This window comes from Microvirga arsenatis (assembly GCF_009910705.1).
GTDB lineage: Bacteria > Pseudomonadota > Alphaproteobacteria > Rhizobiales > Beijerinckiaceae > Microvirga > Microvirga arsenatis.
Genome location: NZ_JAAAXJ010000001.1, coordinates 596775 through 609169 on the forward strand (window position 1 = coordinate 596775; position 12395 = coordinate 609169).

Consider the following 12395-nt stretch of genomic DNA (forward strand, 5'->3'; position numbering starts at 1 on the left):
GATGAACACCCCGTACCGGCCCAACCCCTACCGGGTGTTTTTCGGCTTCCTGATCGCGCCTGTTGCCGGAGCCCTAGCCTATGCCGGCATCTTGGCTGCCATCGGCACTATCGTCGGTAGCAAGGGAGTCATTGCGGGGACGGCGACTATGTTTGTCATTGCTCTGATCTTCGCAGCCGGCTCCACAATCCTCCTCGGCGTCCCAACCTATCTGGTGATCCGTCGGCGCGATCGGCTGACCCTGCTGAACATCGTTCTCGCGAGCGGCATCCTGGGCTGGGCACCGTCCTTGATCATGACAAGCTCCACGCTGTGGTACCTGGCAGCGGTTCATCCTTGGGAGCGCTCGCTCCCAAACATTCCCGTTGCAATGCTTCAGCACTGGGGCTTGGCTATTGCTTCGGGCGTTGCCGGTGGGCTGGCCTTCTGGGCCTATGTCATCCGGCCATGTCCTGATCATACTCATTCGGTAGCTTCATAATGCGCTGTCCCTATTGCGGGAGCCTGGACACCCAGGTGAAGGATTCCCGCCCCACCGACGACTCGTCGTCCATCCGCCGCCGCCGCATCTGCCCGGATTGCGGCGGACGCTTCACGACCTTCGAGCGGGTGCAACTGCGCGAGCTGACGGTGGTGAAGCGCTCGGGCCGGCGCGTGCCCTTCGACCGGGACAAGCTGCAGCAATCGGTGGAGGTGGCCCTGCGCAAGCGGCCGGTGGAGCCCGAGCGCGTCGAGCGCATGATCAACGGCATCGTTCGCCAGCTCGAGAGCATGAGCGACGGCGAGGTGTCGAGCGAGCAGGTGGGCGAGCTCGTCATGGAAGGCCTGAAGGGCCTCGACGACGTGGCCTATGTGCGCTTCGCCTCCGTGTACAAGAACTTCCGCGAAGCCAAGGACTTCGAGGAGATTCTTGGCAAGCTGGCCGAGGGGGAGCCGGAGGACGACCTGCCGCCTCCGCCGAAGAAGAAGCGCGCCGCGAGCGAGTCATGACCGGTTCCGGCGCGGAGAGGCTGCCTGACCGGGCGAGCCGGGACGAGCGCTTCATGCGCCTCGCCCTCGCCCTGGGCGCGCGCCATCTCGGCCTCACCTGGCCGAACCCGTCCGTGGGGGCGGTGGTGGTCGATGAGAGCGGCGAGGTTCCGGTCATCGTCGCGCAGGGCGCGACCCAGCCGGGCGGACGGCCCCATGCGGAGCGCGTGGCGCTGGAGGCCGCCGGAGCGCGCGCCCGGGGAGCAGCCCTCTACGTGACCCTCGAGCCCTGCGCCGCCCGCAGCAGCCCCGAGCACGGCCCTTCCTGCACCGACCTCATCGCCGCCGCCGGAATCGGGCGGCTGGTGGTGAGCGTTCCCGATCCGAGCCCTTTCGCCGCCGGGCAGGGGCCCGAACGCTTCGGCCGTCTCGGCATCCCTTTGGCCGTGGGCTGCCTCGCCGGGGAGGGCCGGAGGCTCCATCGCGGTCACATCACCCGCATCGTGAAGGGCCGCCCCGCCGTCACCGTGAAGCTCGCCCGCAGCACCGAAGGGTTCGCAGGCTCGCGCCTCGGCCCGCGCCTCATGCTTACGGGCGAGGTGGCCAACGGCAAGGTCCATCTCATGCGCGCCCATGCGGATGCGATCATGGTCGGGGTCGGGACCGTGCTGGCGGACGATCCGCTCCTGAACGTGCGCCTGCCGGGCCTCGAAGCCCGCTCGCCCGTGCGGGTCGTGGTCGATTCGAACCTGCGCACGCCGCCAGGCGCCCGCGTGGCTGCCGGCGCGCGGGAGATCCCCACCTGGATCCTCACCAGCGTGGGCGCGCCGGTCGAGGCGGAGCGGGCGCTGGCGGCTCAAGGGGTGGAGGTGATGCGGGTTTCCGCCGATGGGGACGGCCACGTGAACCTTGCGGAGGCCTTGCGGCTTCTGGGTGCCCGCGGGCTCACCCGTGTCTTCTGCGAGGGCGGGCCTGGACTGGCGGATGCGCTGGCGAAAGCCGATCTCATCGACGACCTCGTTCTCATCACCGGCCGCTCCGCCCGGGGGCAGGGCGACGTGCCGGCCCTCGGCCCGTCCCTGCAGGACCGGATGGACAGCCTCGATCTCTGGGCCGAGGAGCAGGCCGGCTCCGACCTTTTCATGTACTGGGAGAGACCCTGATGTTTACGGGTATCGTCACCGACGTCGGTGAAGTCGCGGCAGTCGAGGGGTCTCAGAGCACCCTCAAGCGCCTGCGGATCCATGCGTCCTACGACCCCGCCACGATCGCGCTTGGCGCCTCCATCGCCTGCGGCGGCCCCTGCCTCACGGTGGTGGCCTTCGGGCCGCGCGAGGGCGGCTGCTGGTTCGACGTGGACGCCGCCGCCGAGACCCTCGAGCGCACCACCGTCGGCGAGTGGCGGGTGGGCACGAAGGTGAACCTGGAGCGCTCCCTGAAGATCGGCGACGAGCTTGGGGGCCATATCGTCACCGGGCACGTGGACGGCGTGGCCGCCATCGTGGCCAGGGAGGCGATCACCGCCGGGGACGACCCTTGGGGTCCTACGGCGCGCTTCGTCGTCAAGGCGCCCCATGCCCTCTCTCCCTTCATCGCCGAGAAGGGCTCCGTCTGCCTCGACGGCACGTCGCTCACCGTGAACTCCGTCAGCGACAACCTGTTCTCGGTGCTCATCATCCCGCATACGCTGGCCGTCACCACCTGGGGCGAGCGGCAGGTGGGCGACAGGCTCAACCTGGAGGTCGACCTCATGGCCCGCTACGCCGCGCGGCTTGCGGACGCGCGCCGGGCGGGGTAGGGGAACGCCTGGATTTCCCCGACATAGCCCTCATCCTGAGGAGGCCGGCAGGCCGTCTCGAAGGATCAGGGCGTTTCCAGTGCTCTCTGGAACCTCCTTCGTGACGCAGACTTCGTCTGCTCCTCAGGAAGAGGACGGAGACAGCCTCAGAATTCAGAACGGTTTCTCATGGTCGCCCATTCCGACAAGCCGAAAAGCCCCCGCCCGCCGGTTCCCGGCGCCCGCATCCTCGTCGTCGAGGCCCGGTTCTACGACGACATCGCCGACGAGCTTCTGCGCGGCGCGCAGGGGGCGGTGGAGGCGGCGCAGGCCAGCATGGACGTGCTGACCCTCGACGGCGCGCTCGAGATTCCGGCCACCGTCGCCATCGCGCTCGACGCCGCCGAGAAGGCCGGCCGGCCCTACGACGCGGTCGTGGCGCTGGGCTGCGTGATCCGCGGCGAGACGGGGCATTACGACATCGTGGCCGGCGAGAGCGCCCGCGCCCTCATGGATCTCTCGGTCGCGCGCCGCATTCCGCTCGCCAACGGCATCCTCACCGTCGAGAATGAGCAGCAGGCCTGGACCCGGGCGAGCGTGAATGAATTGAATAAGGGCGGCGGGGCGGTCGAGGCGGCCTTGGCCGTCCTGCGCATCAAGAAGAAACTGGAGGCCTGATCATGACGAAGCCAGCAGAGCGCTCGGCCGCTCGCCTCGCTGCCGTCCAGGCCCTCTACCAGATGGACGTTTCCGGCAAGAGCGTGATCGATGCCCTGGCCGAATTCGAGGCGTTCTGGATCGGCCGGGAGGTCGAGGGCATCACCTTCCAGCCCTCCGACACCGAGTTCTTCCGCAACATCCTCTCCGGCGTGGTCCAGAATCAGCGCGAGATCGACGTTCGCGTCGACCAGGCGCTCGCCTCCGACTGGCCGCTCAAGCGCGTCGAGGCGGTGCTGCGCGCCATCCTGCGCGCGGGCGGCTACGAGCTGATGTTCCGCAGGGACGTGCCGGCCCGGGTGGTGATCACCGAATATGTGGACGTAGCCCACGGCTTCTACGGCGAAGACGAGCCCGGCCTCGTCAATGCCGTTCTCGACAAGGTGGCCCGCGAGGTGCGCCCGGGCGAGCTGGAGAAGAAGGCCGCGGGCCAGGGCAAGCGCTGATCGCGATGCAGGCAGGGACCGCCAGCCGATGATCGCGCAGGAGCGCCCCGGCGAGGACGGCCTCATCGCCCGCTTCTTCGCCCCCATTGCCGGCAAGGGAGCCCTCGGGCTCAAGGACGACGCTGCCTGCCTCGCCCCGAAGCCGGGCCACGATCTCGTCCTCACCGCCGACGCCCTGGTGGAGCGTGTCCATTTCCTGCCCGAGGATGCGCCGGGCTCCATTGCCCGCAAGGCCCTCGGCGTGAACGTCTCCGATCTCGCCGCCAAGGGAGCGGAGCCGGCAGGCTTCCTGCTGAGCCTCGCCCTGCCGGACGACTGGACCGAGGCATGGCTCGCCGGTTTCGCGGCCGGGCTCGGGGAAGCCTCCCGCGATTTCGGCTGCCCGCTTCTGGGCGGCGACACGGTGAAGGCGAGGGGGCCTCTCACCCTCTCCGTCACCGCCGTCGGCCAGGTACCCTCGGGGCGGATGGTCCGTCGGACGACGGCGCAGGCCGGCGATCTCGTCTGCGTCACCGGCACCATCGGCGATGCGGCCCTCGGCCTGAGGCTGCGGGCCGGTCCGGCCTGGGCGGAGGCCCTGTCCCCGGGCGAGCGGGCGCATCTTGCCGACCGCTACCTCCACCCCCAGCCCCGCCACCGCCTCGCCGCCGCCCTGCGCGACCATGCGAGCGCCGCCATGGACGTCTCGGACGGCCTCGCCGGCGACCTCGCCAAGATGATGCGGGCCAGCGGCCTCTCGGCCCTGGTCGATGCCGATCGGGTGCCCCTGTCCCCCGCGGGACGCACGGCGGTGGGATCCTCTCCGGAACTCCTGGACCTGGCCCTCACCGGGGGCGACGACTACGAGATTCTCTGCACCGTTCCGGAAAAGAAGCTCGACAGCCTGCGAAAAGAAGCCGATAGGGTCGGCATCACCCTGTCCGTCATCGGCCGCGTCGTCGAGGGTCACGACCGGCCGGTCTTTCGGATGAACGGTCTCGAAAGACGCTACGATGTCGGCTCCTACCAGCATTTCTGACACCTCCTTCCGGCCTCCTCCCACCAGCGACGCCGTTGCCAAGCACAATGCGGTTGTGCTGGCCGCCGCCATGGCGCTGGGCGGGTCGAGCCCGGCCATCGTGGTGTCGCTCGGCGGCCTGGTGGGCCAGGCGCTGGCCGAGAACAAGGAGCTGGCGACGCTGCCCGTGAGCCTGCTCAATCTCGGCCTCGCCCTCGGCACGATCCCGGCCGCCATGCTCATGCGCAGGGCCGGGCGCCGCATCGGCTACATCGTGGGAGCCGGAATCGGTCTCGCGGGCGGCTGCCTCGCCGCCTTCGGCATCGCCTCCTACAGCTTCGTGCTCTTCTGCCTCGGCACCCTGGTCATCGGCAGCTACGGCTCCTTCAACCAGAGCTACCGCTTCGCAGCGACGGACGCGGCCTCAGACGCCTTCAAGCCCAAAGCCATCTCCTGGGTGATGACCGGCGGGCTGATCGCCGGTGTGATCGGCCCCCAGACGGTGATCTGGACCCGGGATGCAGTGCCGGCCGCGCCATTCGCCGGAGCCTTCCTGGGTCAGGCGGCTCTGGCTCTCCTCTCGATGATGATCGTCTTCCTCCTGCGGCCCGCGCCGGTGAGCATTGCCTCGACGGAAGCGGGAGGCGGCAGGCCCCTGCTCGAAATCGTGCGTCAGCCCCGCTTCGTCGTGGCCGCGGTTACCGGGCTCGTGTCCTATAGCCTCATGACCTTCATGATGACGGCTGCGCCCCTGGCGATGATCGGCTGCGGGCATTCGGTCGGGGCGGCGGCGCTGGGCATCCAGTGGCACATCCTCGCCATGTTCGGTCCGAGCTTCTTCACCGGCCGCCTCATCTCACGCTTCGGCAAGGGCCGGGTGACGGCCGCGGGTCTCGTGCTCATTGCCCTGTCGGCGATCATCGGGCTGTCGGGCATCACCATAGCCCATTTCTGGATCACCCTGATCCTGCTCGGGGTCGGCTGGAACTTCGGCTTCATCGGAGCCACCGCCCTGGTGACCGACTGCTACCGGCCGCAGGAGCGCGCCAAGGTCCAGGCCGCCAACGACTTCCTCATCTTCGGCTCGGTGGCCCTGGCTTCGTTCTCGTCGGGGAAGCTCCTCAGCGCCGGAGGCTGGGAGACCGTCAATTGGCTGGTCTTCCCGCCCGTCGCCATCGCGCTATTTCTTCTTGCCTGGCAGCAGAGAACGAAGGCGGGCGCACCCGCTTAAAGTATTAAACTCTTCCTGTGGGTTCCACCGGCAGGATTGTTGCGAAGTGCCTAGTTTTTTGCCACCAAATATGAACTTCGCTGGGGGTAGGGGCCGGTCAAGGCCAGTGAACAGGCCTTGAGGAGCGGCTTTCTGCTTTCCCATAACAAGGATGGCATGATGGCACTTACCCTTATTATCTTGGGCGGCCTTCTCTCGATCGCGTATGGCTTCTGGGCCATCAGCGACGTGATGAAGAGGGACGCCGGTTCTCAGCGCATGCAGGAAATCGCCGGCGCCATTGCGGAGGGCGCGAAGGCCTATCTCCGCAGGCAATACGTCACCATTGCGATCGTCGGCGTGGTCCTGTTCGTGGTGATAGCCTATTTCCTCGGCATCCGGGTCGCCATCGGTTTCGCCATCGGCGCCATCCTCTCGGGCGTCGCCGGCTTCATCGGCATGAACGTCTCCGTCCGCGCCAACGTCCGCACGGCCCAGGCGGCGACCCAGTCCCTCGGCGGCGGTCTCGACGTGGCCTTCAAGGCGGGTGCCGTCACGGGCATGCTCGTGGCCGGTCTCGCCCTGCTCGGTGTGGCGCTCTATTACGGCTATCTCACCCGGATCGACGGCTTGGCCCCGTCTGACCGCGTGGTCATCGACAGCCTCGTCGCCCTCGGTTTCGGCGCCTCGCTGATCTCCATCTTCGCCCGTCTCGGCGGCGGCATCTTCACCAAGGGCGCCGACGTGGGCGGCGATCTCGTGGGCAAGGTCGAAGCCGGCATTCCCGAGGACGATCCGCGCAACCCGGCGACCATCGCCGACAACGTAGGCGACAATGTCGGCGACTGCGCCGGCATGGCGGCCGACCTGTTCGAGACCTATGCGGTGACCGTGGTCGCCACGATGGTTCTCGCGGCGATCTTCTTCGCAGGCCAGGCGGTTCTCGACACCATGCTGATGTACCCGCTCGCCATCGGCGCGGCCTGCATCGTCACCTCGATCATCGGCACCTTCTTCGTGAAGCTCGGGCAGAACGAATCGATCATGGGAGCCCTCTACAAGGGGCTGATCGTGACGGGCGTTCTCTCGGCCATCGCCATCGCGGCGGTCACCTGGCAGATGCTCGGCTTCGGCACGATCCCCGGCACCAACTATACCGGGCAGGCCCTGTTCTGGTGCGCCATCATCGGCCTTGCGGTCACTGCTCTGATCGTGGTCATCACCGAGTACTATACGGGCGTCGGCTTCCGGCCGGTGCGTTCCATCGCGCAGTCCTCCGTGACCGGCCACGGCACGAACGTGATCCAGGGTCTCGCGGTCTCGCTGGAATCCACGGCGCTTCCGACCATCGTCATCATTGCGGGCATCATCGTCGCGTTCAAGCTGGCGGGCCTGTTCGGCATCGCCATCGCAGTGACGGCCATGCTGGCGCTCGCCGGCATGATCGTGGCCCTCGACGCCTTCGGCCCGGTGACGGACAATGCGGGCGGCATCGCCGAGATGGCGGGCCTGCCGAAGGAGGTCCGCAAGTCCACGGACGCTCTCGACGCGGTCGGCAACACCACCAAGGCGGTGACGAAGGGCTATGCCATCGGCTCCGCGGGCCTCGGCGCCCTGGTGCTGTTCGCGGCCTATACCTCGGACCTCAACTACTTCACCCAGAACGCGGCCCGCTATCCCTACTTCCAGGGGGTGACGCCGGACTTCTCGCTCGCCAATCCTTACGTGGTGGTGGGCCTGCTGTTCGGTGGCCTGATCCCGTTCCTGTTCGGCGGCATTGCCATGACGGCGGTGGGCCGGGCGGCCGGCGCGGTGGTCGAGGAGGTGCGCCGCCAGTTCCGGGAGAAGCCGGGCATCATGGCCGGGACCGACCGGCCCGACTACGGCCGCGCGGTGGACATGCTCACCCGTGCCGCGATCAAGGAAATGATCGTGCCCTCGCTCCTGCCCGTGCTGGCCCCGATCGTCACCTACTTTGTGGTCTACTGGATCGCCGGCAAGTCCCAGGCCTTCTCGGCCGTGGGCGCCATGCTCCTCGGCGTGATCGTCACCGGTCTCTTCGTGGCGATCTCGATGACCTCCGGCGGCGGCGCCTGGGACAACGCGAAGAAGTCCTTCGAGGACGGCTTCACGGACGCTTCGGGCACCACCCACCACAAGGGTTCGGAGGCCCACAAGGCGTCCGTGACCGGCGACACCGTCGGCGATCCCTACAAGGACACGGCAGGCCCTGCGGTGAACCCGGCGATCAAGATTACCAACATCATCGCCCTGCTCCTCCTCGCCGTCTTGGCGCATTCGTAAGGGCAGAGACAGGCTGAACAACAAAGCCCGCGGCGAGAGCCGCGGGCTTTTTCCATGATGCCGCCCATGAAAATGGCCGGGACGAGGCCCGGCCCTTCGGAACGGCGATGCCGTCCGGATCAGCCGAACGGGTTGAAGCTCGTCACGCCGCGGAAGATCTGGCCGAGGAAGCTCGCCTCCTCGCCGCCGGCGGGGGTGGTGCGGCTGATGAAGTCGAAGACCCTGCCGTCCTGGATGCCGTAGAGGGCGACGCGCTCCACCCGGAGGCCCTTGTCGAAATAGACGGCGGTGACCTGCTGATCCACCACCTGCTCGCCCATGAACTGAAGCGGGCGGCGGGACTTCTGGCTGATATAGTACCAGTTGCGGTTGCCGACCGTGGAGACTGTCGAGGGCGTGCCGAGGGTCTGGAGAACCTGCTCGGCGCTCATGCCCTTCTTGACCTGGGAGAGGGCGCGCTCATCCACGAGATAGCCGCGGTGGAACTCCTCGCCCACGGTGCAGGCGGCGAGGGACGAGGCGAGAAAGGTTGCGGTAGCCAGGCGCACCAAAAGAGTATGATATCGACGCATCGTACAGTTCTTCCAGAAATGCGGCGCGGGTGAGCTTGCGCCTGTGGATGAGGATGGCGTAACCCGAGGCTATGATTTTGACAAGCTTGGAAGGGTAGAGCTGTGATCTTCGGTCTCTTCCGCAGGGATCCCCGCCGCACCACCATCGCGGCCCTTTACGAGCGGGTCGCGACGGCCTCGCGCGCACCCGGCCTCTATGCCGGCCTCGGCATCCCCGACACCCTGGAGGGGCGGTTCGAGGCGCTCTCCCTGCACATGATCCTGGGCCTGCGTGCCCTGCGCGAGCTGCCGCCCCCCGCCGACGAGGTGGCCAAGGACCTGACGGATGCCTTCTTTCGGGACATGGATGCCTCCCTGAGGGAGATGGGCGTCGGCGACACGGTGGTGCCCAAGCGCATGAAGAAGATCGCGGAATCCTTCTACGGGCGTGCCCAGGCCTACGATGCGCCGCTCAACGATGCCGACGAAGGGGCGCTTGCCCTCGCACTGGCCCGGAACGCCTACGGCACCGAGGCACCGGCCACGCCCCTTGCGCGTTATGCCCTTGCCGCAGACCAGGGGTTCAAGTCCGTGGACCTCAGCACGCTTCTGGAGAAGGGGCCGGTTTTCCCGGATCCCGGAGCTTTTGCCTCAGGAGGCAGCCGATGACGCCGGACACCATAGGTCCCCTGTCGCGACTGATCGACGTCATGAAGATCCCTCCGCGGGGGCAGGAGGTTCACGTGGAGGCTACAGCCGAGGAATGTTCCGCCCTTGCCCGGGACTTCGGCCTGCCCGCAATCCGTTCCCTCTCGGGCGATTACAAGCTGCATTCCTCCGCCAAGGGCATCCATGTGACCGGAGTGGTCAAGGCGTCGATCACCCAGGTCTGCGTGATGACCCTCGACCATTTCGACTCCGTGATCGAGGAGGAGGTCGAGGTCGACTTCGCCGAGTCCTCCGGCATGCCGGCGGAGCCTCCCACCGACATCAACGAGTACGAGCCGCCGGACGAGATCGTGAACGGGCAGATCGACCTGGGGGCGCTCACGGCGGAGTTCCTCGCCTTGGGCCTCGATCCGTACCCGCGCAAGCCGGGGGTCGAGTTCAGCTATCGGGATCCCGCCGACGAGAAGGATTCCCCCTTCGCTGCCTTGAACAAGCTGAAGGGCGAAAAATAGGACGCTCGAAGCCGGCAACCCTGCCGCGGGCACGCCCGGGCGGAGCACAGAATTCAGTTGCGGCGTGACCGCAAACCGCTATTTTCCGCCCCCTGTCGAACGACTTATAAGAAAGAACGATCTTTCATGCCGAAGCCGGTGCGTATTTCGCTTGATGCGATGGGGGGCGACCATGGTCCGTCCATCGTTATCCCGGGCGCAGCCTTGGCCCTGGAACGCCACCCCGATCTGCGCTTCCTGATGTTCGGCAACGAAGCGATCGTGGCACCCCTGCTGAACGCCCATCCGAAGCTGAAGGAAGCCACCGAGCTGCGCCACACGGATATGGCCATCGCCATGGACGAGAAGCCCAGCCAGGCCATCCGGATGGGGCGGGGCAAATCCTCCATGTGGCGGGCCGTTCAGGCGGTCAGGGACGGGGAGGCGGATGCCGCGGTGTCCGCCGGCAACACCGGAGCCCTCATGGCCACCGCCAAGGTCTGCCTGAAGACCATGGCCCATATCGAGCGGCCGGCCATTGCCGCCATGTGGCCGACCACGCGGGGAGAGAGCATCGTTCTCGACGTGGGTGCGACCATCGGCGCCGATGCCGGCCACCTGGTCGACATGGCTATCATGGGCGCTGCCATGGCCCGGATCGTCTTCGACCTGGAGCGGCCCACGGTCGGGCTCCTGAACGTGGGCACGGAGGAGATCAAGGGGATCGAAGCGGTCAAGGAGGCCGGGCGGATCCTGAAGGAATCGAACCTGCCGAACATCGACTACCGCGGCTTCGTCGAGGGCGACGATATCGGCAAGGGAACCGTCGACGTGGTGGTGACCGAGGGCTTTACGGGCAACATCGCCCTGAAGACCGCCGAGGGAACGGCCAAGCAGATCGGCCAGTATCTGCGTTCGGCCATGAGCCGCACCCTCATGGCAAAGATCGGCTACCTGTTTGCGAAACAGGCTTTTAACGCCCTCAAGGACAAGATGGACCCGCGCAAGGTGAACGGCGGCGTCTTTCTCGGGCTCGAGGGGGTGGTCGTGAAGAGCCACGGCGGCACCGACGACCTCGGCTTCGCCAGCGCCATCGACGTGGCCTACGACATGGCGCATTTCGAACTGATGAACACAATCCGGAGCATGCTCGAGCATGATCCGGTCGGGCAGACAGCCTGAGGAAGGCACATCTTGAAACGTACCCGTTCCATCGTACGCGGCATCGGCTCCTACCTGCCGAAGCGCAAGCTGACGAACCAGGACCTCGAGAAGCTGGTGGATACCTCGCACGAGTGGATCGTGCAGCGGACCGGCATCGAGGAGCGCTACATCGCCGACGACAGCGAGACCACGTCGATCCTCGGCATCAAGGCGGCGGAGGCGGCTCTTGCCGATGCCGGGCTGCGGGCCGATGACATCGATCTCGTCATCTGCGCCACCTCGACCCCGGACTACACCTTCCCGTCGACCGCCACGATGATCCAGACCGGCATCGGCATGACGCATGGCGCCGCCTTCGACCTGCAGGCGGTCTGCACGGGCTTCGTCTATGCGGTTGCCACCGCGGACAAGTTCCTCCGGTCCGGCTCGCACAAGCGCGCCCTGGTGGTGGGAGCCGAGACATTCTCGCGCATCCTCGACTGGAACGACCGCACCACCTGCGTGCTCTTCGGCGACGGCGCCGGGGCCCTGGTGCTCGAAGCCCAGGAGGGGGAGGGAACCTCCGCCGACCGTGGGGTCCTGACCTCCCACCTCCGTTCCGACGGACGCTACCGCGACAAGCTCTACGTCGACGGGGGCCCCGGCTCGACCAAGACCACGGGCGTCCTCAAGATGGAGGGCAAGGAGGTCTTCAAGTTCGCCGTCGGCATGGTCGCGGACGTGGTGCAGGATGCCTTCAAGGCCACGGGAACGAGCGCCGAGGAACTCGACTGGTTCGTGCCCCATCAGGCCAACAGGCGCATCATCACGGCGAGCGCGGACAAGCTCGGCATCGCCCAGGAGAAGGTGGTCATCACCGTCAACAAGCACGGCAACACCTCGGCCGCCTCGATCCCGCTGGCCCTGGATGCGGCCCGCAAGGACGGCCGGATCAAGGACGGTGATCTCGTGATGATCGAGGCGATCGGCGGCGGCTTCACCTGGGGCAGCGCCTTGATCCGCTGGTAGCGGCAAGGCAATAGAACTCTTGGAGAATCCGGCATCCGCACCTTGGCGGTTGACCCTGGTAGGTCATCTGCATAGCGTCATCACCTTAACAT

14 protein-coding genes are annotated in these 12395 nt (G+C 67.1%); 13 read left to right on the forward strand and 1 reads right to left on the reverse strand.

Annotated features, from left to right (window positions below; all coding sequences use genetic code 11):
• Window position 1: 1 nt before the first annotated feature.
• The 9 genes from GR303_RS02745 to GR303_RS02785 all read left to right on the forward strand — a co-directional run bounded on the left by GR303_RS02745 (window position 2) and on the right by GR303_RS02785 (window position 8420).
• Complete coding sequence (locus tag GR303_RS02745; protein ID WP_161724422.1) at window positions 2-481, forward strand: hypothetical protein; 480 nt, start codon at window positions 2-4, stop codon at window positions 479-481.
• Window positions 481-990, forward strand: coding sequence for a transcriptional regulator NrdR (nrdR, locus tag GR303_RS02750; protein ID WP_161724423.1), 510 nt, complete (start codon window positions 481-483; stop codon window positions 988-990). Before GR303_RS02745 ends, nrdR begins: the two co-directional genes overlap by 1 nt.
• Window positions 987-2132, forward strand: coding sequence for a bifunctional diaminohydroxyphosphoribosylaminopyrimidine deaminase/5-amino-6-(5-phosphoribosylamino)uracil reductase RibD (ribD, locus tag GR303_RS02755; RefSeq protein WP_161724425.1), 1146 nt, complete (start codon window positions 987-989; stop codon window positions 2130-2132). The genes nrdR and ribD overlap by 4 nt, the downstream gene beginning before the upstream one ends.
• Entirely contained in the window at window positions 2132-2767 is a 636-nt protein-coding gene (locus GR303_RS02760) for a riboflavin synthase (RefSeq protein WP_161724427.1), read from the forward strand. The genes ribD and GR303_RS02760 overlap by 1 nt, the downstream gene beginning before the upstream one ends.
• 168 nt (window positions 2768-2935) lie before the next feature.
• A complete protein-coding gene (gene ribH / locus GR303_RS02765; protein WP_161724429.1) occupies window positions 2936-3424 on the forward strand; it encodes a 6,7-dimethyl-8-ribityllumazine synthase in 489 nt (162 codons plus the stop codon).
• Between the two features lie 2 nt (window positions 3425-3426).
• The gene (gene nusB / locus GR303_RS02770; RefSeq protein ID WP_161724431.1) at window positions 3427-3909 is read left to right on the forward strand and encodes a transcription antitermination factor NusB; all 483 of its coding nucleotides are present in this window, start codon (window positions 3427-3429) and stop codon (window positions 3907-3909) included.
• Between the two features lie 28 nt (window positions 3910-3937).
• The gene (gene thiL / locus GR303_RS02775; RefSeq protein WP_161724433.1) at window positions 3938-4927 is read left to right on the forward strand and encodes a thiamine-phosphate kinase; all 990 of its coding nucleotides are present in this window, start codon (window positions 3938-3940) and stop codon (window positions 4925-4927) included.
• Window positions 4902-6137, forward strand: coding sequence for an MFS transporter (locus GR303_RS02780; RefSeq protein WP_161724435.1), 1236 nt, complete (start codon window positions 4902-4904; stop codon window positions 6135-6137). The genes thiL and GR303_RS02780 overlap by 26 nt, the downstream gene beginning before the upstream one ends.
• A 156-nt stretch (window positions 6138-6293) precedes the next feature.
• Window positions 6294-8420, forward strand: a complete 2127-nt coding sequence (locus tag GR303_RS02785) for a sodium-translocating pyrophosphatase (protein ID WP_161724436.1) — start codon at window positions 6294-6296, stop codon at window positions 8418-8420.
• Window positions 8421-8539: 119 nt separating this feature from the next.
• Here the strand turns inward: GR303_RS02785 and GR303_RS02790 are convergent, their stop codons facing one another.
• The gene (locus tag GR303_RS02790) at window positions 8540-8992 is read right to left on the reverse strand and encodes an outer membrane protein assembly factor BamE (RefSeq protein WP_161724437.1); all 453 of its coding nucleotides are present in this window, start codon (window positions 8990-8992) and stop codon (window positions 8540-8542) included.
• Between the two features lie 102 nt (window positions 8993-9094).
• Here GR303_RS02790 and GR303_RS02795 point away from each other — a divergent pair, with 102 nt between their 5' ends.
• The 4 genes from GR303_RS02795 (at window position 9095) to GR303_RS02810 (ending at window position 12303) form a co-directional block, all read left to right on the forward strand.
• Window positions 9095-9640, forward strand: coding sequence for a ubiquinol-cytochrome C chaperone family protein (locus GR303_RS02795; RefSeq protein WP_161724438.1), 546 nt, complete (start codon window positions 9095-9097; stop codon window positions 9638-9640).
• The gene (locus tag GR303_RS02800; protein ID WP_161724439.1) at window positions 9637-10152 is read left to right on the forward strand and encodes a YceD family protein; all 516 of its coding nucleotides are present in this window, start codon (window positions 9637-9639) and stop codon (window positions 10150-10152) included. Before GR303_RS02795 ends, GR303_RS02800 begins: the two co-directional genes overlap by 4 nt.
• Window positions 10153-10278: 126 nt before the next feature.
• Complete coding sequence (gene plsX / locus GR303_RS02805) at window positions 10279-11313, forward strand: phosphate acyltransferase PlsX (protein WP_161724440.1); 1035 nt, start codon at window positions 10279-10281, stop codon at window positions 11311-11313.
• 12 nt (window positions 11314-11325) lie between these two features.
• Entirely contained in the window at window positions 11326-12303 is a 978-nt protein-coding gene (locus GR303_RS02810) for a beta-ketoacyl-ACP synthase III (protein ID WP_161724441.1), read from the forward strand.
• The last annotated feature ends 92 nt before the right edge of the window (window positions 12304-12395 follow it).